Annotated in this window: 17 protein-coding genes and 1 pseudogene; 1 reads left to right on the top strand and 17 read right to left on the bottom strand. The window is 44.4% G+C overall.

Annotated features, from left to right (window positions below):
- The first annotated feature begins 301 nt into the window (after positions 1 to 301).
- Positions 302 to 2,251, top strand: a complete 1,950-nt coding sequence (gene lytF, locus D8886_RS09910; RefSeq protein ID WP_125435431.1) for a murein hydrolase LytF — start codon at positions 302 to 304, stop codon at positions 2,249 to 2,251.
- Positions 2,252 to 2,387: 136 nt separating this feature from the next.
- On the opposite strand, the gene purH is transcribed toward lytF, so the two are convergent.
- The 17 genes and pseudogenes from purH to D8886_RS09825 all read right to left on the bottom strand — a co-directional run.
- Positions 2,388 to 3,935, bottom strand: a complete 1,548-nt coding sequence (purH, locus tag D8886_RS09905) for a bifunctional phosphoribosylaminoimidazolecarboxamide formyltransferase/IMP cyclohydrolase (protein ID WP_125435429.1) — start codon at positions 3,933 to 3,935, stop codon at positions 2,388 to 2,390.
- Between the two features lies 1 nt (position 3,936).
- A complete protein-coding gene (locus D8886_RS09900) occupies positions 3,937 to 4,401 on the bottom strand; it encodes a GNAT family N-acetyltransferase (protein ID WP_125435427.1) in 465 nt (154 codons plus the stop codon).
- 44 nt (positions 4,402 to 4,445) lie between these two features.
- On the bottom strand, positions 4,446 to 4,997 hold the full coding sequence (purN, locus tag D8886_RS09895) for a phosphoribosylglycinamide formyltransferase (protein ID WP_125435425.1): 552 nt from the start codon (positions 4,995 to 4,997) through the stop codon (positions 4,446 to 4,448).
- Positions 4,994 to 6,013, bottom strand: a complete 1,020-nt coding sequence (purM, locus tag D8886_RS09890; protein WP_125435423.1) for a phosphoribosylformylglycinamidine cyclo-ligase — start codon at positions 6,011 to 6,013, stop codon at positions 4,994 to 4,996. Before purM ends, purN begins: the two co-directional genes overlap by 4 nt.
- On the bottom strand, positions 6,010 to 7,218 hold the full coding sequence (locus tag D8886_RS09885) for a PDDEXK-like family protein (RefSeq protein ID WP_125435421.1): 1,209 nt from the start codon (positions 7,216 to 7,218) through the stop codon (positions 6,010 to 6,012). The genes purM and D8886_RS09885 overlap by 4 nt, the downstream gene beginning before the upstream one ends.
- A 14-nt stretch (positions 7,219 to 7,232) precedes the next feature.
- A complete protein-coding gene (gene purF / locus D8886_RS09880; RefSeq protein WP_125435419.1) occupies positions 7,233 to 8,672 on the bottom strand; it encodes an amidophosphoribosyltransferase in 1,440 nt (479 codons plus the stop codon).
- A 98-nt stretch (positions 8,673 to 8,770) separates the two neighbouring features.
- Positions 8,771 to 12,505, bottom strand: coding sequence for a phosphoribosylformylglycinamidine synthase (locus tag D8886_RS09875; RefSeq protein WP_125435417.1), 3,735 nt, complete (start codon positions 12,503 to 12,505; stop codon positions 8,771 to 8,773).
- Between the two features lie 19 nt (positions 12,506 to 12,524).
- On the bottom strand, positions 12,525 to 13,232 hold the full coding sequence (gene purC / locus D8886_RS09870) for a phosphoribosylaminoimidazolesuccinocarboxamide synthase (protein WP_125435415.1): 708 nt from the start codon (positions 13,230 to 13,232) through the stop codon (positions 12,525 to 12,527).
- A gap of 153 nt (positions 13,233 to 13,385) precedes the next feature.
- The gene (locus tag D8886_RS09865) at positions 13,386 to 13,634 is read right to left on the bottom strand and encodes an acyl carrier protein (RefSeq protein ID WP_125435413.1); all 249 of its coding nucleotides are present in this window, start codon (positions 13,632 to 13,634) and stop codon (positions 13,386 to 13,388) included.
- Between the two features lie 2 nt (positions 13,635 to 13,636).
- Positions 13,637 to 14,635 carry a phosphate acyltransferase PlsX gene (plsX, locus tag D8886_RS09860; protein WP_125435411.1) on the bottom strand — a complete coding sequence of 333 codons (999 nt, stop codon included), beginning with the start codon at positions 14,633 to 14,635 and terminating at the stop codon, positions 13,637 to 13,639.
- 5 nt (positions 14,636 to 14,640) lie between these two features.
- Complete coding sequence (recO, locus tag D8886_RS09855) at positions 14,641 to 15,414, bottom strand: DNA repair protein RecO (protein WP_125435409.1); 774 nt, start codon at positions 15,412 to 15,414, stop codon at positions 14,641 to 14,643.
- On the bottom strand, positions 15,407 to 16,579 hold the full coding sequence (locus tag D8886_RS09850) for a pyridoxal phosphate-dependent aminotransferase (RefSeq protein WP_125435407.1): 1,173 nt from the start codon (positions 16,577 to 16,579) through the stop codon (positions 15,407 to 15,409). Before D8886_RS09850 ends, recO begins: the two co-directional genes overlap by 8 nt.
- A 178-nt stretch (positions 16,580 to 16,757) precedes the next feature.
- Complete coding sequence (srtB, locus tag D8886_RS09845) at positions 16,758 to 17,603, bottom strand: class B sortase, LPKTxAVK-specific (protein WP_125435405.1); 846 nt, start codon at positions 17,601 to 17,603, stop codon at positions 16,758 to 16,760.
- A 94-nt stretch (positions 17,604 to 17,697) separates the two neighbouring features.
- On the bottom strand, positions 17,698 to 18,267 hold the full coding sequence (locus D8886_RS09840) for a hypothetical protein (RefSeq protein WP_002928640.1): 570 nt from the start codon (positions 18,265 to 18,267) through the stop codon (positions 17,698 to 17,700).
- 309 nt (positions 18,268 to 18,576) lie between these two features.
- Positions 18,577 to 19,542, bottom strand: coding sequence for a ribose-phosphate diphosphokinase (locus D8886_RS09835; protein WP_002928639.1), 966 nt, complete (start codon positions 19,540 to 19,542; stop codon positions 18,577 to 18,579).
- Positions 19,543 to 19,666: 124 nt separating this feature from the next.
- Entirely contained in the window at positions 19,667 to 20,881 is a 1,215-nt protein-coding gene (gene pcsB, locus D8886_RS09830; RefSeq protein WP_125435403.1) for a peptidoglycan hydrolase PcsB, read from the bottom strand.
- A 96-nt stretch (positions 20,882 to 20,977) separates the two neighbouring features.
- Positions 20,978 to 21,134 (bottom strand): annotated as a pseudogene (locus D8886_RS09825) (rod shape-determining protein MreD); the annotation flags it as partial.

Raw genomic sequence — 21,134 nt, 5'->3', positions numbered from 1 at the left:
CAATATCACAGGCGCTTACGCACCAAGTTAACACATTACGTAAAAATCACCGCATTTTTACGAATTATTTATCTAAATTATACCATAATCGTTCGTTTTATTCCATTCTAATGAGAAAAAGAATGTCTCTTCTATCTGATTGCCGTAATTGTTGTTGTCTTCAGCCTTCTCCTTTTTGAGTGGATTGTACCCATTGTAGACAAAAAATATTCAGGGCTTGTCAAATTTACTATCATTTTCAAATAAGTTTTCCGAATAATACAGGTGGGCCCATCCAAAACCATTCTCACAAAGGAGTTTTATGAAGAAATATCAAAAACTGTTTTTATTATCCGGAGCTGTCCTAGGTCTCTTTGCGAGCCACTCAACAGTTCATGCGACCGAAACGCCTGAATCTGAAGTCAAAATTCTAGGCCCTACTGATCGTGCCAGCAATGTCGATGTGACTGTGAACGATCGTACAGCCTCTATTAGTTATACCCGTTCCCAAGCTCAAGAACCTTATCTTATTGCTCATGCTGTTTGGTCTGAAGAAAACGGACAAGATGATTTGAAATGGTATGATACACCACAAACACCCATCACTGACATTGACTTAAGCAACCATCCAGGATATGGTACGTTTCATGTTCATACTTACATACGGATAGGAGAGCGCTTGGTAGCTCTAAATGCCACTACCTTTCATGTAGATAAACCAGCTAGTAAAACGAATGCATCCGTCTCAGGAGGTACAGGACGCATTAGTTTTTCCCGTAACAAAGACCAAACTCACTCAAAGATTGTCCATGCTGTCTGGTCAGAGGAAAAAGGCAGCGACGACCTTCAGTGGTATGACGCAGGAGAAGAATCAACTGAGTTTAATCTATCCAAACATCGTGGTTATGGACGATACTTCGTTGACACTTACGAAAATGTAAACGGAAAAATGATTTTTCTATCTGGTACTACATTCCATCTTGAAAATCCGAAACCGATAATCGAAACCAGCTTCCCTCAAACCGGTATCATGGAAATTACTGTCAAAAACGTACCTGACACCATGCATCGAATTGTTCTTCCAACTTGGTCTGATAAGAAAGGACAAGATGATCTACAATGGTACGAAGCAAGCAAAAATTCGGATGGCAGCTACAGCGCTCGGGTGGAGCTCAGAAAGCATAACTACGACACTGGGACTTACAATATCCACCTTTACGGCCAAAGCTATGTTCAACCGGAATCAACTGGTATAACAGGAACGACAGTTCAAGTTGACAGCGGAAAATTACCTTCAGACGAGGAACAGAAACCTCTTTTTACGGTGGAAAATATCAACCCCAAACAAGGGACCTACACCGTGAAAACTACCGAAACTAGCTTATCTAAACCTATTCAATCTGTCCGGGTGCCAATTTGGAGCACTAGCAATCAGAGCAATCTTAAATGGTATGCAGCCACTCCTAACGGAGATGGCTCCTTCAGCGCAAGCTTTGATATCCGTAATCATCAGGCTTTGTCTGGAACCTATAACAACCATGTGTATGTCACCTATAAGGACGGCAGTGAGCGTAGCTACGCAGCAGATGCCGTCTCAATGTCTACCGACCAAATTCAAGCCAAGGTTGCAGTCAGGAAAACTGAGGCTAATCGCTATGAGGTGACAGTGACAGACGCCTACGGAGATGGCGATATTATTCTGCCAACTTGGTCAGAAGTCAATGGGCAAGATGATATCAAATGGTATACTGCAAATAAGGTCGGCAATGGAACCTACAAATTCACCGTGGACACTCAGAAACACAAGGGGAGCGGTCTATTCCATACCCATGTCTATCGTAGAAAAGCGGGACAACTGACTGGCCTGACTGGAACTAGCTATCAGGTTGAGAAATCAAGCGTTCAATCAGCTAATATTCAGCCAAACTATGCCGCTGCTAATGCGACAACTTATCCTGTCGGCCAATGCACTTGGGGAGCCAAGGCTCTAGCTCCTTGGGCAGGAAATTACTGGGGCAACGGCGGTCAATGGGCAGCTAGTGCCAGAAGAGCTGGATTCCGTACCGGCAGTACGCCTGAGGTTGGCGCCATCGCCTGCTGGGATGACGGCGGCTACGGCCACGTCGGTGTCGTGACTCATGTCGAATCCAATACCCGCATCCAGATTCAAGAGTCTAACTACCTCGGCAAGCAGTACATCAGCAACTTCCGTGGCTGGTTTGACCCAACTGCTTCCTACTGGGGCCGCCTGACCTATATCTACCCTAAATAAGTCGCTTTCGCACTCCTCAAAACCACTTCAAACCAGTGCTTTGAGCAGACTGCTCCTGTTTAGTTTGTTAATGAATTTCATTGAGTATAAGCCTACTCAAAAATCCTCGGGTCAAGCCGAGGATTTTTTCTATTTCTTAATGCCTAAAATGCCGTACGCCAGTGAAAATCATGGTTAAGCCATGCTTGTCAGCCGCGATAATAGATTCCTCATCACGGACGGATCCACCCGGCTGGATGATAGCTCTGATACCAGCTGCCGCGATTTCTTCGATATTGTCTGCAAAGGGGAAGAAGGCATCAGAAGCCAGAGCAGCACCGTCAAGGCGTTCTTTGGCCTGCTCAATAGCAATCTTGACAGAAGCCACACGGTTGGTCTGACCAGGACCGACTCCCAGCACCTGACGGTCATTGGTAATGATGATACCGTTGGATTTGACATATTTGATGGACTTCCAAGCAAATTCCAAAGCCACACGCTCCTGCTCACTCGGCTGCCGCTTGGTCACGACCTGCCAATCAGCTGGATTTTCCTCGATAACATCTTGGTTTTGCACGAGGAGACCACCCAGAACACCAGTCACTTCCTTCTCGGCTCCAGAAGCTGCCTGAGCATCAAAAGCCAATTCCAAAATCCGCAAATTTTTCTTTTTATTGGTCAAAATCGCTAGCGCTTCTGCCGTGTAGCTCGGTGCGATGATAATTTCCAGAAAAATACCGTGCATCTTCTCAGCTGTCGCAGCGTCTACTTCGCGGTTGAGGACAACAATCCCTCCAAAAATAGAAACTGGATCAGACTCATAAGCATAGTCCCAAGCTGTCTCAATATCATCCGCCTGACCAATACCGCAAGGATTCATATGCTTCAGGGCCACAACAGTTGGTCGATCCTTAAAATCTCGAATAATCCGAACGGCCGCATCCGCATCACGAATGTTGTTGAAAGACAACTCTTTTCCATTCAGCTGCTTGGCGGAAGCGATGGAATAGTCTAGTGGCAAAGCAGTCTGATAGAAAACCGCATCCTGCTGAGGGTTTTCCCCATAGCGCATGGGCTGCTTGAGCTCATAGGTCAAGGTCAGCTTCTCAGGCTTGCTTTCGCCCACCTGATTCGTGAAATAGTCCGCAATTAAGGCATCATAAGCAGCTGTGTGACGGAAAACCTTAGCTGCCAAACGTTGCCGCGTTTCATAGGTCGTTTGGCCATTTGCTGCCAACTCGTCCAAAACCACAGCATAGTCAGCAGGATCTACCACAACCGTTACGCTGGCATGGTTTTTAGCCGCAGAGCGAAGCATTGATGGACCACCGATGTCAATATTCTCCACCGCATCCGCATACTCTACACCTGGCTTGAGAATGGTTTCTTTAAAAGGATAAAGGTTCACCACGACCAGGTCAATGAGCTCAATCTGATTGTCCTTGGCCGCTTGCAAGTGGCTATCCAAGTCCCGACGAGCCAAGAGACTCCCGTGAATGTTGGGATGGAGGGTCTTGACACGGCCGTCCATCATCTCTGGAAAACCAGTCACATCATCGATAGCAATGGTCCCCACTCCTTCATTATCTAGAGCCACCTTGGTACCACCGGTTGAGATGATATCCCAGCCCAGAGCTTTCAGCTCTTTCGCAAATTCTACAATGCCTGTCTTGTCTGATACACTGATTAAGGCTTTTTTCGTCATTCTATTCCTCTTTCTTTAGGTCCAAGCGCATAGCGACTTCGTTATTTTCTTCTATAAATCCTGTTTCCTGAAAACCCAGACTAGTCAGCAGGTGCTTCATTTTTTCATTTCCAACCACATAATCTGCAATAATATGACTGCAAGCTCTATCCATATGAGCCTCTTTGATTAGAACTTCCAAGGCTTTTCGTCCATAACCTCTTCCTTGGTACTGCTGACCAATCATTATCCGCCAGATAAAGTATTCCGCTTCATCCTTGTCTATTTCCAGCAGAAGAAAGCCAACCACTTGCTCATCCCAATAGATTGCCATCGGAAACACATCTTCATTTTTCCGGTAGAGCCATGCGTCAGCTAAAGAGCGCACATTTGGAGCTACGAAACGTGCTCGTTCATCAGCTTCAGATATTTTCAAATCCAGCACTGCCTGAAAACTGCTCTCATCTACTAATTTCAGCTCAATCATTTTTTCTCCTAGCAATATTGCACAATCAAAACTTGATTTACTTCTTACCTTCTCCCCACCCCTAAACTCTCCAGCACTTGAGGATAGAGTTGATACTCGGCGGCATGGATGCGTTCTTCAAAACTTTCAATCGTATCATCAGCTAGTCGCGGCACGCGCACTTGCTGGATAATCTTACCAGTGTCAACACCCGAATCCACCCAGTGAATGGTCACGCCACTTTCAGAGACACCAGCCTGCCAAGCATCCTCGATGCCATGAGCTCCTGGAAATTCGGGCAGATAGGCTGGGTGGATATTGATGATACGGCCTTCATAAGCACTAAGCAAGGTTGGCCCGACAATTTTCATATAACCTGCTAGGCAAACCAAGTCAATCTTGTGTTCATCAAGCAGGTCTACAATGGCTTGCTCGTAAGCCGCCTTACTGTCAAACTCTCTAAGCTCAAAGGCATAGCTTTTGACACCTAGCTTATCCGCCCGCCCGAGCACATAGGCATCGCGATGGTCTGAAAAGACAAATTCAACAGGAAACTGCTCAGCAATCACTTGGAAATTTGATCCATTGCCCGAAGCAAAAACGGCAATTTTTTTCATTTGATAAGGACACTTTCACTTTCTTTTTTGACAATCCGGCCAACTTCATAAACAGGCTCGTCAAGAAGTTCTTTGACACGATTCACATTTTCAGGAGCTACGGCCAAAATCATCCCTAGCCCCATATTGAAGATTTCAAACATTTCTTGGTGCTTGATGTGACCATATGTTTCTAGGGCCTTAAAAATCGGCAAGACTGGAATCTTGTCTTCTTCAATCTCAGCAGCCAAGTCATCAGCAAACATGCGGGGCACATTTTCTATAAAACCGCCACCAGTAATATGGGCAATCCCATGAACCAGCTTTTCCTTAATCAGCGGCAGCAAAGCCTTGACATAGATACGAGTCGGCTCAAGCAGGATTTCTTTAAGTTGCTTACCTTCCAATTCTGGTAAGACTTCTTCACCAGTGTAGTCTGCGAAGACACGACGAACGAGAGAATAACCATTTGAATGGATGCCACTTGACGCCAATCCCAGAAGGACATCACCCTCAGCGACTTTAGAGCCGTCAATAATCTCTGACTTCTCAGCAACCCCAACTGCAAAACCAGCCAGGTCATAGTCATCTTCACCGTACATGCCAGGCATTTCAGCGGTTTCTCCACCAATCAAAGCAGCTCCAGACTGGACGCAGCCTTCAGCCACACCGGCAACAACTTGCTCTAGCTTTGCTGGCTCATTTTTCCCAGTGGCAATATAGTCCAGGAAGTAAAGAGGCTCAGCCCCTGCAGCGATGATGTCGTTGACACACATAGCCACACAGTCCTGCCCAATGGTATCGTGTTTGTCATACTGAATGGCCAGCATGAGCTTGGTTCCGACCCCATCCGTACCAGAAATTAGCACTGGCTCCTTGACCCCAGTCTGAGATAGGTCGAACATGCCGCCAAAGCCACCCAGCGCCCCCATGACGCCAGCCCGCTCTGTACGTGCTACATGTTTTTTGATTCGCTCAACAACTTCGTAACCCGCTTCAACATCCACACCGGATTGAGCGTATGCATTTTTACTCATTCCAATCCCTCCTTTTGGTACTCGGTCCACTTGAGAATTAAATCCTTTTCAAATTCATCAATCTGTTGAAGATTCTCATGTAAGAATTTGATTAAACTATTGAATGTCTCTGTAAGCAATAAATTTTCTTCAGAAGCATCAAAACTTAAAAATCTATTTGATGTATTAAATCCATATTTACTATAACTACTATGAGTTACCGTAGCCAACTTCTTAGACTGAACTTCTGTCTGATTCTTTAAAGAAATAGATAGATATACAGCGGCCTGAAAATTATCGTAAGTAATTTCATAAAAATATGACGAACCTGTTAACCATTCTCTATTATTATCATTAATAACATTCTCTAAAAAATCATCTAGCTGTTTTGTCCTAAATCGCAAAAAAGTTTTAGAGCAATATTTTTCGTTAAATATTAATCTATTCTGCTCGCTTAGACTATTTAGAATCTCAATAAGTTTTTCACGAAAAACGCTGGTAGTGGGTCGATTATCAATAATAAGATCCAAAATTTCCTTGTATTTAAAATAAATTTCTGCACTCAATTCTTTCAACTCTAAATCATTCAAAATATTTCTCCTAATATTGTCATTGTATTCTTTGATAATATAAGCTACTTTATCATCAGTACTATCATCGTGGAATAACTCTTCTAAAATGTCTGAAACTTCTTTGTAAGAAAGTAACTTCCAATAATTTCTTTCCTCAATACTAGCATCTACTGGACTATCTCCATTAGGCGTCAAGTAAATATATATATTCCGGTATCCAACATAGGAATTCTCAACAAATGTTCGATACTTTGTAAGTTGATTATCATGATCAGAAGTAAATATTTTATTTTCAATGATAAGATTAAATTTATACTCCGAGTTAGAAAATAGAATATCAATATTATTTTTACTTTCTCTAAAAACTTCCCCTTTAGAAAAGTCTTTCAATAACACCTCTGTTGTTTCTATCTCAGGTACTACTAAATTATTCTGAATAACTTTAAGTAAAAATTTTTTCAAAAATTTATCTTTTAAATAATGATTTTCTCTTGGATCAAGCAACCATGCTAGGACTCGGCTATGACGGATTTCTGCACTTTCTATTCCAAGAATCTCAAAAATATTTACACCAGTGAGCCATTTTGAAAAATCTTTTTCTGATTGATTTTCAAGATAAAGCAAAAAATTAGCTAGTTTGTCCTCATTTATCAAACCTTATCTACCTCTCAATAAAAACTCGTCTTCTCCTTCAGGCTTTCCAGATAGCGCTCTTCATAGTCATAGAGCGGAGTTGGGTACTGACCGTCAAAGTAAGCCACACAAAGTCCGCCATTCGGAGCGTCCGTCTCAATACCAACTGATTCAATGAGACCTTCCAGCGACAGGTAGGTCAGGCTGTCAGCTCCGATAATTTCACAAACCTCATCAACCGTATGATTGGCCGAGATGAGCTCGCGTCGATTCTGAATATCAATACCGTAGAAACATGGATATTTTAGTTCTGGACTGCCGATAGCCACATGGACTTCAGCTGCACCTGCATCTCGTAGGAGCTGGACGATACGTCGGCTGGTTGTTCCCCGCACAATAGAATCATCCACCATGACCACACGCTTGCCCTTGACAATGCTGGAAACAGCAGATAATTTCATACGAACTCCTTGCTCTCGCAACTCCTGCGTCGGTTGGATAAAAGTCCGTTGGATGTATTGATTTTTAATCAGGCCCATTTCATTTGGTAGGCCAGACTCTTCGGAAAAGCCAGAGGCCGCTGACAGGGAAGAATTAGGCACACCGACAACGATATCCGCCTCATGTTGGAATTCTTGAGCCAGCCTGCGGCCCATCCGTTTGCGGGCTGCATGGACATTGACCCCGTGAATAACGCTATCCGGCCGAGCGAAATAGACATATTCCATTGAGCAAATAGCCAGCTGGGCATCTGTCGTATAGCTGTCATAGGTCACGCCTTCATCATCGATAATCACGATTTCCCCTGGCTCAAGGTCGCGCACCCATTCAGCACCCACCACTTCAAAAGCACAGGTTTCACTGGAAACGACCCAGGCCCCATTTTTCATGCGACCGATGGACAGAGGACGAAAGCCATTAGGATCCAGCGCAGCGTAGAGCTTGTCCTCTCTCATGATGAGATAGGCAAAGCCGCCCTGAACTCGTCTCAAGGATTCCTTGAGCTTATCTAAGAAACTTTCCTGCTTACTATGGCGAATCAAGTGCATGAGAATTTCCGTATCAGACGAGCTGGCAAAGATGGAACCCTTCTTTTCCAACTCCCGTCTCAGTGAATGGGCATTGGTCAGATTGCCATTATGCGCCAAACCCATCTGCATATCATAGAAACTGAAGAAGAAAGGCTGGACATTGTTAATAGAGGCTCCACCAGACGTCGCATAGCGGACATGGCCGATAGCTGCTTCTCCTGTCAGATTATCCAAATCTGCTGGGTTTCTAAAAACCTCTGCAACCAATCCCAAATCTCGGTGGCGTTTGAGCTTTCCATGGTCGTTTGACAGGATACCAGCTCCTTCCTGACCGCGGTGCTGCAGACTATGGAGTCCGAAATAGGTGACCTGAGCCGCCTGTGGATGGCCCCAGATTCCAAAAATACCGCACTCTTCATTCAGTGACTTTACTTCGTATGTCATTGTTTTACCTAAATTCTTTTGTCTTGTAAAAGGGAGAAAACCTGGCCTTTCAGGCCAAGCAGACTCCTTTTTTGATTGCTTGCTTTTGCAAGCCAACTTTATTCGTGACTCGCTTGGAAATAACGAACGGCGCTTTCAAACAATTTCTGGTCTTTCTGATCTGGAATATTTTGGAAAAGTCCGTCTTCATAACGCTCTGAGTGGCCCATCTTGCCAATGATTTGGCCGTTCTTGCTCATAATTCCTTCGATAGCATAGAGAGAGCCGTTTGGATTATACTTACTGTCCATGCTTGGCTGACCATCAAAGTCTACGTACTGACTCCAAATCTGACCATTGTCACGCAGTTCAGCAAATTCCTCAGCCGTCACGACAAATTTCCCTTCACCATGTGAAACCGGAATGACATGGATATCTCCCACTTGCACACCAGCCAGCCAAGGCGAGTTGGTATTGGCAATGCGGGTTTCAACCATCTTGGCCACGTGCTGGTTGGCATCATTGTAAAAGAGAGTTGGACTGCTGGCACCTGCATCTTCGAAATTTCCGTAAGGAAGAAGACCAGATTTAACCAGAGCCTGGAAGCCATTACAGATACCAATGATGAGGCCGCCGCGAGCGATGAAAGCATCAATGGCTTTCTTGACCTTCTCATTGAGCAGGATGTTGACGATAAACTTAGCTGATCCATCTGGCTCATCTGCAGCAGAGAAACCACCTGCAAAGAAGATGATATTGGACTTGTCAATGTTGTCAACCATACTGTCAACAGACTTGACAATGGCTGCTTCATCCAAAGTAACGAATGGAACTAGATTGACCTTGGCTCCAGCTGCTTCAAAGGCTTTGGCTGAGTCGTATTCTGAGTTGGTTCCAGGGAAGACTGGAATATAAACCAGCGGCTCCGCCACTGTCTCTTTGGCTTTGATAACTGTATCAGCGACAAGAGCTGGCACTTCCTCAATAACTGTTTCCTGTTTAAATTCTGTTGGATAGATAGGCTCTAGTCGGCCTTCAAAGCTTGCCAAAAGCTCTGCTCCCTCAAGCTGGACACCATTGACCATCAGTGTAAAGTCTGGCTTGGTCTGACCAATCTTCACTGCAACTGGAATATCCTGCTCCGGACTGGTAAAGACAAATCCGCCCAACTGCGCCTGCAAAACGGAAGGCAGGTCAGCAATATTCACTTGGGCACCAATACGATTACCAAAGCTCATCAAGGCCAGACTCTCTGCTAGGCCACCGTATTTGACAGCGGAGGCTGCTGTAATCTGATACTTAGCCTGAATATCCGCAAAATTTTCAAAGTTATTCTTGATTAAGTCAAAGTCAATATCTTGTGACAGGATCTGTCCTGGCAGATAGTAGATAGACTCTCCTGCCGCCTTAAACTCTGGAGACAGGATGCGCCCAGCAGTAGAAGTAGTCACGCCAAAAGCTACCAAGGTCGGTGGTACGGTCAATTCTTCAAAAGTTCCGCTCATAGAATCCTTGCCACCAATAGACGGCAAACCGAGCTGAATCTGTGCTTCAATCGAACCAAGCAACGCAGATACTGGCTGACCAAAACGCTCAGCCTGCTTGTCCATCCGCTCGAAGTATTCCTGATAAGAGAAGCGAGCCTTGGACCAGTCCGAACCAGCAGCAACCAAGCGAGCTGTCGCTTCAATCACTGCATAAGCTGCGCCATGATAAGGTGACCAAGCTGCCACATAAGGATTGTAGCCCTGCGCCATCACAGATACTGTCTCAGTCTTGCCGTGCTCCACTGGCAGTTTCTGCACAGAAGCCTCAGTCGGTGTGATTTGGTAGCGCCCGCCAATTGGATGATTGACAGTAGAGCGGCCAACAGAGCTGTCAAAGATTGTCTGCAGCCCCTTTTGACTGGTATGATTGAGGTCGCTGAGCAAGCTCTTGAGGTCCTTCTCCAAAGTCGCTTCAGAAGTCACTGTCTGCCCTGGCAATGCTGCTTGGGTATCCACAACCTTGGCATCCACAACCACACGCACACCGTTGGTGTCCAGAAAACTCCGCTCAATATCGACGATGGTTTCCCCGTTCCAGTGCATGACAAGATTTGGCTTTTCTGTCACTTTTGCAACAACGACTGCCAACAGATTTTCCTTAGCTGCTGCAGCGATAAATTGTTCGACATCTTCTGGGCGGACCACTACTGCCATCCGCTCCTGCGACTCAGAAATCGCGATTTCTGTACCGTTAAGTCCTTGGTATTTGAGCGGTACCTTGTCAAGGTCAATTTCCAGCCCATCTGCCAATTCACCAATAGCCACACAGACACCGCCAGCCCCAAAGTCATTTGATTTCTTGATGAGGCGAGTCACATTGCCATCGCGGAAGAGGCGCTGAATCTTGCGCTCCTCAATAGCATTTCCTTTTTGTACTTCCGCGCCAGCCGTCTCCACAGACGCAGCAGTCTGCACCTTGGACGAGCCAGTGGCACCGCCGACACCATCACGGCCCGTCTTGCCTCCCAGCAAGATAACCACATCACCCGCTGCTGGCTTTTCACGGACAACATTTTCCTTAGGAGCTGCTCCAACAACTGCACCTAGCTCCATCCGCTTGGCTACAAAGCCTGGATGGAAATACTCACGAACATAGGTCGTTGCTAGACCAATTTGATTCCCGTAAGAAGAATAGCCATGCGCTGCAGTTTTTGAAATGACCTGCTGAGGAAGCTTGCCAGCCCGCGTTTCAGCAATCGGTTGGGTAATATCCCCCGCACCAGAAATCCGCATAGCCTGATAAACATAAGAACGGCCAGAAAGCGGATCACGAATGGCTCCTCCGATACAAGTCGCAGCCCCACCAAAGGGCTCAATTTCTGTTGGGTGGTTGTGAGTTTCATTTTTAAACATCAGCAGCCAAGGCTCCTTGACACCATCCACATCCACTTCAATCTCTACTGAGCAGGCATTGATTTCATCAGACACTTCCATGTCATCCAGACGGCCATTGGCTCGCTCATAACGACCAAAAATAGTCGCCATATCCATGAGGGTCTGCGGTTTGTCCCCACGGCCCAGCTCATCGCGCATAGCCAAATATTTATCATAAGTAGCCTGCAGCTGCTTTTCAAACTTAGAAGCCGAAAAATCAATCTTCTTCAACTCCGTCTCAAAGGTCGTATGTCGACAGTGGTCGGACCAGTAAGTGTCCAGAACCTTGAGCTCTGTTTCTGTCGGGAAACGGCCAATCGACTTGAAATAGTCCTGAATAAAGAGCAAGTCTGCCACTTCCATAGCCAGACCATGCTCCTGCTTGTAGGCTTTAAAGTCCGCTTCTGTATAGTCCTTAAAGAAATCCAGAACCGTAATAGTCTTGTCAGACTCAGAGAATTGCTCCAGCTGGATAGGCTGCTCAATATCTTTAAAGCGTGAATCAACAGGATTCAGCAAGTATTTCTTGATGGCTGTCAACTCGCTGTCTGAGATGTCTTTATTGACCAAATAAAGCTGAGCTGTCCTCACCAGAACATCTGTCCCAGCGCCGAGCAAAAAGAGGGCCTCCTGAGAGCTAGCTGCCCTCTGGTCAAACTGACCCGGCAGTGCTTCGATGGCAAAAAACGCTGTCTCTGCAAGTGCAGCATCTACTTCCTCTTCTGCCAGCAATCTATCTGTCACCTGTTCGGAGAAAATATGCTTTTCAGCACGATCAACCAAATCTTCTGCCAGATGAAAGACATCGTAAACTTGAATCATCCGAAGATCTGACAATGTTTTCAACTGAAGATTGTGCGTCAGCTCTCTCACCAAGCTCTGTGACTTCACACCGAAGTTACTCTTCTTCTCTACAAAAATACGCTTGTCCATGATTTTTCACACCCTGTCCTTACTTAATCGCCTGCAATTTTTCCCAAACAACCTGATAGACATCTGTCAGTTCACCAAGGCCACGTCGGAAAACGTCCTTGTCCATGTGATGGCCTTCCGCATCCCAGAGGCGGCAGTTATCTGGTGAAAATTCGTCCGCCAGAATAATCTTACCATCTTTGTCAAAGCCGAACTCTAACTTGAAATCAATCAATTTCAATCCGATTTGGCGGAACCAGTCTGACAAGAGCTCATTGATCCGACGAGTCTCCTCTTTCAAAAAGGCAATTTCTTGGTCGCTGGCAATCTTCAAGAATTTCACATGTTCGTCATTGATAAAAGGATCGTCCAAATCATCATTTTTGTAGTAAAATTCCACAATCGGAGTTTCAAGCGCGATGCCCTCTTCTACTCCAAAACGTTTGGAAAAAGAACCCGCTGTGTAGTTGCGCAGCACCACTTCCAAAGGAATAATCTCCACTTTTTTATTGAGCTGGTCCGTATCCGAAACCTTCTCAATAAAATGCGTCGCCACACCAGCTGCATTGAGTTTCTCAAAAATAAAAGATGAAATCTGGTTATTGAGCACTCCTTTACNTGCAATCTGCTCCTTCTTGACTCCATTAAAGGCCGTTGCCTGGTCCTTGTAGCGCGCCAGAATGACTTGCTCATCATCTGTAGAGAAAATATCCTTAGCTTTTCCCGAATATAATAACTTATTAGACATTTTAATATTCGCCTTTCGTGGTTTTATACCCTCATTTTATCATCTTTGAATACANTTTACAAGAAATTCCGTATAAACTTTCTGTATCCAGTTAAAGAAGTCGTTTCCTTTCCAAGATACGAAAAAAGACCGGGAGATACCGATCTTTGATTTTTAATGTTGCTTCTTCAGTTTCTCATGGATATAAGTCACCACATCGGAAATTGTTTTGAAGTTATCCATATCCTCATCAGGAATCTCAATATCAAAAGCTTCTTCCAGATTGATGATAAATTCCATCAAATCAACAGAGTCCACTCCCAGCTCCTCTTTCAAGCTCAGTTCCGGAGTGATATGCAGCTTGCTGCTGTCATGTTCTTGAATGATTTCGACAATTTTTGCATAAATTTCTTTTTCGCTCATGGTTACTCCTTTGCATCTGAAAATTCAATGACCGATTTACCAACAACATCCGTTTCCAGCATGGTCCGAATCTGACGAATCGTGCTATAAACAGCCTTAGCATCGCTAGAACCATGCGTTTTGACAACAGGTGCTTTCAAGCCGAATAGAACTGCACCGCCTGCACTAGAATAGTCCAGACTATTCTTGAGCCCTCGCAGGCTATCCTTGAGCAGCCAAGCTCCCAATTTAGCCTTGAAACCACCGCCTAAAATAGACTTCTTCAGCTGACCCATGATACTGATAGCAGTTCCTTCGATTGATTTCAGAACAGCATTACCAGTAAAGCCATCTGCAACGACAACATCCGCTACATCATCCATCAAATCACGCGCTTCCACATTGCCGATAAAGTTCAGTGTTGAATCTCCGGCCAGAAGCTCGTAGGCTTCCTTGCGCAGAGGGTCGCCCTTGCTGCTTTCTGTTCCGTTATTCAAGAGACCTACCCGCGGCTTCTTGATTCCTCGGACATTTTCAGCATAGAAAGAACCCAAAGTCGCATACTGGTGTAAATGATGGGCTGTGTTTTCAGCATTGGCTCCCAAATCCAGCATATCAAATCCCTGACCACCAACCGTTGGCATAGTAGATAAGAGCCCCGGTCGGTCAATGTTCTTGATACGCCCCACGATAAAGAAACCTGCTGCCAAAAGCGCTCCAGTATTCCCAGCCGACAGCATGGCATCTGCTTCCCCAGCCTTGACAGCCTTGGCTGCCAGCACCATGCTAGCCTCTTTCTTTTGGCGGATGGCCTTGGTCGGCTCGTCGTCCGAGTCAATCTTTTCCTCCGTGTGGATGATGCGGACCCGCTCACCAGCAGTCAGATAAGGCTTGATTTTCGCCTCATCACCATAAAGGAGAATTTCAATATCCGAAAACTCCTGTACCGCCTGATTGGCTCCTTCCACCAGAGCCTGAGGGGCATTGTCCCCTCCCATAGCATCAACAGCTATTTTTTTCATTCGATTTATTCCTCGTTCTTATCTTTTAAAATACTTCCCCAGTCCCCCAGAGAATCTATAAATTTTTTGGATTTGAGATGGATGCCGACATATTCATCATAGAGCAGGTCAATAAAATCCCGCAGCTGCTTTTTAATATCTGGCTTCAAAGAAATGGTCTCCAATTCGCTAAAGCGGACCGCCTGAAATTGGTCCAGCAGAAAAAGAAGATTGGGATTGAGATGACAGCGCCGTTCATCTTGATGGTAATGGTCAGGGCAAAGAACTCCGCTATATTTGAAAGAGAAGTCAAAAGGCAGACCCGTCCGATGACAAAAAGCACAGTCATGGAAGTTCAGTGAAACTCCAAAACGTGACAAAATCTGAATCTCAAAGATATTGGTCAGCACCTCATAGTCCAGACCATTATTCATCAGCTCCAGGGTTTTCTGCAGAAAGGCAAAGAGAGCCGGATCCGGCTGATTGTCCTGAAGACTGGCATCTGCCAAGGCTGCCACATAACTGGCATAAGACATGATGAACAAGTCCTCATTGATGCGATGATAGGTGACTACATCCTGATAATCCTCAATATAGCTAAGACCATCATCATTGACTTTCATCAGCAAGTTCGCCGCAGTCAAAGGCTGAATGACGGGTGCTAGCTTGGATTTACCAGCATGCTTGACGAAAAACATACGCTTGCCAGCCTGTTCCGTAAAAATCTTGACCAGCTTATCATCCTCACGGAAATTGCGGTTATAGAGAACCAGACCTTGACTTGTTAGAGATTTAAGCATAGTCCTCCATGTAGTCCTTGAGGCGTTTCAGAGCTTCTTGAATCGTCTCCATACTAGCCGCGTAGGACAGGCGGATATAGCCTTCCCCGTATTGACCAAAAGCCGCCCCCGGGATAAAGGCCACAGCCTTCTTCTCTGCAAAATCCTGCAGAAAGGCGAAAGAATCTTGATTATAACCATCTGGTATCTTAGCAAAAATATAAAAGGCCCCGTCTGGTTTGATGATCTTAAAGCCTAACTCTGCCATTTTCTCTATGATATAATCGCGACGCTGGATATACTCAGCCTTCATTGGTTCCGCATCATCTTTCCCAACTGTCAGAGCTTCAATGCCTGCAAACTGAGCCATAGTATTGGCCGCTGTTACTAGATACTGATGGCTCTTAATCAGCTGGGCAGTGAAAACTGCTGGAGCAAAGATAAAGCCCAACCGCCAGCCAGTCATGGCATGAGACTTAGACAGGCCGTTGATAACGATGGTTTGCTCTGGCAGATACTCCGCGATGGAGACATGCCCCTGCTCTGTATAGGTCAGCTCAGAATAGACCTCATCGCAGACCACAAAGACTTGGTATTTTCCCAGGACATCCGCCAGAGCTTTTATCTGCTCTCGCGAATAAGTCACGCCGGTCGGATTGGCTGGATAATTAAGAATGACCGCTTTTAGCTGCTCGCCCTGTTCTAAAATAGCCGCTTCCAGCATCTCTGGAGTGAGGACAAAGTTATTGGCCGTTGTATCAATCTCGACAATCTCCGCCCCTACTAGATTGACAATGGGCTCATAGCCTGGATAAGCAGGAGCTGGCAGCAAAACCTTGTCTCCTTCTTCTAGAATGGCTGTCAGTGTAGCCGATAAGGCCTCTGTTGCCCCAATAGTGACCAAGACCTCATCTTCTGGGCGATAGTACAGATTGTACTTTTCTTTCACAAAGCTGCTGGCCGCCTGACGCAGCTCCAAGAGACCGCTCATACCAGTGTAGTGGCTTTGATTAGCATCAATCGCTGCCTTGGCCGCTTCTTTGATATGATCCGGTGTCGTAAAATCCGGCTCTCCTAAGGTCAGCCGAAGAACCCCAGGAATTGCAGAAATCGATTGATCAAACTGACGAATCAGCGAAATTTCTATTTTTCCTAAGTTTTTATTAAATTTCTTACTTAAATCCATACATACCTCCAGCCGCTCAATAGAACTATTATACTATAAATGCAGAAGCATAGCAAAAGCTATTACATGATTTCCCATGCAGAAAAAGGACTAAGCTTGCACTCAGTCCCTTTTTCCTTGCCTTAAAATTCTTTACTGGCAAATAATGGATATAGCCACATCTCACGTGACTGGCCAATCAACGAGTCGGAGTATAGGTCAATTCCTTGCCATGCTTGGCCAGAAAATCTGGCAGTTCTGAATCAGGAATCTGCCGCAAATAAAGGTTAGAACGAATCGTATCATCTTCCTCACGACAGGTTGAAAGAACCAAATACCGGTCACTCGCCTTAATCTTCATCTCTGGATCCTTAGTACGAGCAGCTTCATAGATATTTCTAAGCTGAGTTGTAAAGTCCTCGTCATCCTTAAACTCCGTCCGATAAAAAGCCGTCTCTTCCGGCACGATGACCAGTCCCATAGCTTGATAATAATACTTACGCTCAGGAGTCTCAATCACGACATATCTATGTTTGTCAAAATAATCCTGACGATCATAGTAGTTGACATCATTAAACATGCGATGATCTCCTGCCTTGCTGCCCCGAGCATGCCCGAAAAGCCAAGTCAGACGATCACTGAAATCTTTATGATTGTCCTTATCCATAAAGACCGCACCCATATAAGGCTCATGATTGCCTTCAAAGGTCTTCAGCAGATAAGTCGCATTATCTTTCGTTTGCACCACTGGCTCATCCAGCTGTGTACCAGGAGCATAGACATAGCCTATCGTTTCTGAATTCACAGCCTTCAGTTTAGCAAAACGCTCTGCTAAATAATCCTTTTCTGTCTGACTGGAGTCTGCTGTAGAAGAGCTTGATGTTTCAATCCTGCTGGGAGGCGAAACTCGAGGCTTACTGCCTGTTCCTGAAGAACGGAAAGCATAAAAAACAGAAAAAATAACCAGAACAATCAACAGGAGGCAGATGCCAACAACAAGGAGCTGTTTCTTATTCGAAGCTTGACTCCTATCTTTTTCTTGCATAATTTAAAAATCCTTTATTTTTCATTTTTGATAAAAAATATCACCGAACGAAGGCTCAGTGATATTTAGGCGTTAGCACAAATTAAAGACAAAATTATTTGACTGCACTTGTTTTAGGAAGTGACTTGTCTTCAGAGTTTTCCTCATTTTCCTTGTTTTCTTCTTTTACTTCCGGAGCTTTTTTTGCTTTATTTTCTGATTTTTTAGTCCTCTTTTTACCTGCTGCTGAAGAGGATGCCGCCGAAGATTGAGACGGTACCGGAAAAGTCGGAACTGATGAAGAGGCTGTGGAGTAAGGTGCTGCCGAATAAGCCGGTGTAGATGGATCTGTAGTAGACGGTGTCGCTGAAGACTGATCTGCATTAGCCGACTCTCCTTCACCAATAACAAGAACTTTGTTACCAGCCTGATCCTCCATCACTGCACTTTTACCAACTGGAGCTTTCTTAGCTTCAGCAACTTGCTGATCCAGAGCTGATTGTGCGTCTCTATAGGCCTGCAGTTCATCCATAACTTTGCTGGATTCTGCGTCCGTACTCCCTTGGGGAACTTCATTATTATCAATGTCATTAACCCAAAGACTGCCTGTACCCTCAGCAAATACTGGTGCAGCAGCCGCAAAAAGAGAAAGGGCTACAGCACTTGAAAGTAAAACCTTTTTCATTATCTCATCTCCTCTTTACTTTTCAAAAATAATTGTAACTCCCCGTTACCTAATATTACCTACTATTAAGTATAGTTCGAACTCTAAAAAAAGTCAAGAATTTTACTACATAAAAATTTCTAAAATCAAAGAATACCAAGGGATAAGACAAATTGTCAATTTACCAACTATTTAAATGGTCATTTATTTATATTTGAAATATCAAGTAGTTTGAGCCATCTTCCAAAGTTGATGTTAGATTTTTTAAAAAAAAGTAGGAATGAAATAAAAAGAAGCTAGGAATCAAACTTCCCAGCCATACATATCAGATTATTTTTTCCCTATTTCAAACAAGGGTGACAGCGGCCGTTTCTCATGAATACGGACAATGGCTTCCCCTAAAAGGTGCGCAATGGAAATCTGATCAATCTTATCAATCAAGCGCTCTTGAGGTAGATAAATCGTATCCAACACAACCAATTTTTTAATCGCCGACTTTTGGATATTATCCATAGCCGGACCAGACAAGACTGGATGCGTACAGCTAGCATAGACTTCTACAGCCCCCGCCTCAGCGAGAGCATCAGCCGCATGACAGATAGTTCCCGCTGTATCAATCATATCATCAATCAGGATACAGGTTTTTCCTTCTACCTTACCGATAATGTTCATGACTTCGCTGCTATTCATCTTGTCCACACTGCGACGCTTATCAATAATCGCAATCGGGGTTTTCAGAAACTCTGCTAACTTACGGGCACGACTCACACCACCATGGTCAGGACTGACTACCACATAGTCGCCCCCTGTCATATTACGGCGCTCAAAGTAATCAGCAATCAAAGGTGCACCCATCAAGTGATCTACTGGAATATCAAAGAAGCCCTGTATTTGCGCTGCGTGCAAGTCAATAGTTAGCATCCGATCCACACCAGCAATTTCCAACATATTAGCAACTAATTTAGATGTAATTGGCTCACGAGCTCTAGCCTTGCGATCCTGTCGAGCATAGCCATAGTAAGGCATGACAACATTGATGGATTCAGCGCTAGCCCGCTTCAAAGCATCTACCATAATCAAGATTTCCATCAAATTATCATTTACTGGCGAGCTGGTAGACTGCAAAATAAAGACGTGTTTCCCGCGAATAGATTCTTCAATATTCACTTGAATCTCTCCATCAGAGAACTGACGGACAGTTGATTTCCCAAGTGGCAATCCAATCTCTTGAGCAACACGCTGCGCTAATTCTTGATTAGAAGAAAGAGCAAAGAGTTTTAAATCAGAAAAAGACATGATTCCCTCCAGATTCTAAATCGTCTTTCATTGTCCAATTACAACTTTTCCCAACTACCATTGTAACTTTTTTCAGTTGATTTTTCAATTAAAAATAAAAAACGCCAGAGGCGCTTTTTACTGATTAGTTCGGATAGATATATGAAACTGTACCTTGTGCAGTTGTTGGGTTAAACCATCCACGGTAGTTACCGATTGATTGTTGTCCAAGGTAGTTTGCTTCTGATACTTGGATGCTTGTAGTAGATTGAACAGCTGTTACTACTGCAACGTGTCCGTATCCACCGTCAGTCCAACATGCAATTGCTCCGACCTCTGGCTGTGAACCAACACGGAAGCCTGCTGCTGCTGCGCTTGCTGACCATTGTCCACCATTACCCCAGTAATCGCCAGCCCAAGGAGCTAATGTCTTAGCACCCCAAGTACATTGACCTACTGGATAAGAAGAGGCAGATGAGCTATAAACTGGTCTATTTGCACGGGCAACTGATTGAGTCACTGCAGGTGCTGCCGTAGCTGGTGCTTCAGAAGATGAAGGTGAATTAACAACTGCTTGGACCTGAGCTTGCAGAGTAGTGTTACCTGAAGCTTCAACTGCTTGACGTTGTGCTTCTTGCTCCGCTTTATAAGCTGCTTCACGAGCTGCTGCTTCAGCTGCTGCTTTTTCAGCTGCCGCTTTCTGTTCAAGTAAACTATTCTTTTCACCTTCAGCAGTTGCTTTTTCAGCCGCAAGGCTTGCTTGAGCTGCTTTCAGCTCTGCTTGTTTTGTTGCCAAAGTTTGCTCATCATCAGCTAACTTTTCTTGGTTGGCAATAACAGTATTAATAGCTTCGTTATTCGCAACTTGCTTTTCAGCAATTGCTTCTTTATCTTTCTTTTGTTGTTCCAGCATCTTGTTATTTGCTGAAACGATTTCGCTCATAGCTGCTACACGAGAGATAGCTTCTGTGATAGAGCTAGAATTTACAACTGTATTGATGTAGCTAGTAGCAGTTCCGTTTGTTTGGGCACTGCGCGCTTGATTTGCAAGTGACTCATTACGAGCTACAATATTTTTAGACAGTTCATCAATCTCAGCAGAAAGTCTTGCAGATTCAGCAGACAATTTTTCATTTTCTGCTTTAAGCTCTTCTTGTTGCTTTTGAATAGCAGATACTTGGCCTTGAATCTCGTTGACTTGTGCCTGAGCTGATTGTTGTTGCTCTGTCAAACTATTAATCTTGCTATCTTGTGCAGCAATCTTTTCATCAGTTGTCTCCGCTTTAACGCTCACAAGTGCAGCTCCTTGTGAAAGGATAACTGTACTCAATAAAATTGATGTGAGTAGTTTTTTCTTCATAAAAATAATACACTCCTTCTTATAAGACATTATCTAGTATACCAGAAAATACCGTATCATATGTTACGCATTTGTTACATTTTTATTTCTTGTTTATCATAAATATATTTTTTCGAAAATAGGCTGAAAAATGAGGAATATCAAGCTATTTATGAGTATAGTTGGTACTAGACTGCTAAGGACAAAATCCTGTAAATTCAGACTAGAAAGATTCAAAAATACTGCAAAAGCAAAATTAGTTAATTCAAATAAA

The organism is Streptococcus sanguinis (assembly GCF_003943655.1).
GTDB classification, from domain to species: Bacteria; Bacillota; Bacilli; order Lactobacillales; family Streptococcaceae; genus Streptococcus; species Streptococcus sanguinis_F.
This window is presented reverse-complemented; position numbering and strand designations above follow the sequence as displayed.

Coding starts and splice junctions, on each gene's coding strand:
- lytF (WP_125435431.1), top strand. CDS start 302: ATGAAGAAATATCAAAAACTGTTTTTATTATCCGGAGCTGTCCTAGGT.
- purH (WP_125435429.1), bottom strand. CDS start 3,935: ATGACGAAAAAAGCCTTAATCAGTGTATCAGACAAGACAGGCATTGTA.
- D8886_RS09900 (WP_125435427.1), bottom strand. CDS start 4,401: ATGATTGAGCTGAAATTAGTAGATGAGAGCAGTTTTCAGGCAGTGCTG.
- purN (WP_125435425.1), bottom strand. CDS start 4,997: ATGAAAAAAATTGCCGTTTTTGCTTCGGGCAATGGATCAAATTTCCAA.
- purM (WP_125435423.1), bottom strand. CDS start 6,013: ATGAGTAAAAATGCATACGCTCAATCCGGTGTGGATGTTGAAGCGGGT.
- purF (WP_125435419.1), bottom strand. CDS start 8,672: ATGACATACGAAGTAAAGTCACTGAATGAAGAGTGCGGTATTTTTGGA.
- D8886_RS09875 (WP_125435417.1), bottom strand. CDS start 12,505: ATGGACAAGCGTATTTTTGTAGAGAAGAAGAGTAACTTCGGTGTGAAG.
- D8886_RS09865 (WP_125435413.1), bottom strand. CDS start 13,634: ATGAGCGAAAAAGAAATTTATGCAAAAATTGTCGAAATCATTCAAGAA.
- plsX (WP_125435411.1), bottom strand. CDS start 14,635: ATGAAAAAAATAGCTGTTGATGCTATGGGAGGGGACAATGCCCCTCAG.
- recO (WP_125435409.1), bottom strand. CDS start 15,414: ATGCTTAAATCTCTAACAAGTCAAGGTCTGGTTCTCTATAACCGCAAT.
- D8886_RS09850 (WP_125435407.1), bottom strand. CDS start 16,579: ATGGATTTAAGTAAGAAATTTAATAAAAACTTAGGAAAAATAGAAATT.
- srtB (WP_125435405.1), bottom strand. CDS start 17,603: ATGCAAGAAAAAGATAGGAGTCAAGCTTCGAATAAGAAACAGCTCCTT.
- D8886_RS09840 (WP_002928640.1), bottom strand. CDS start 18,267: ATGAAAAAGGTTTTACTTTCAAGTGCTGTAGCCCTTTCTCTTTTTGCG.
- D8886_RS09835 (WP_002928639.1), bottom strand. CDS start 19,542: ATGTCTTTTTCTGATTTAAAACTCTTTGCTCTTTCTTCTAATCAAGAA.
- pcsB (WP_125435403.1), bottom strand. CDS start 20,881: ATGAAGAAAAAACTACTCACATCAATTTTATTGAGTACAGTTATCCTT.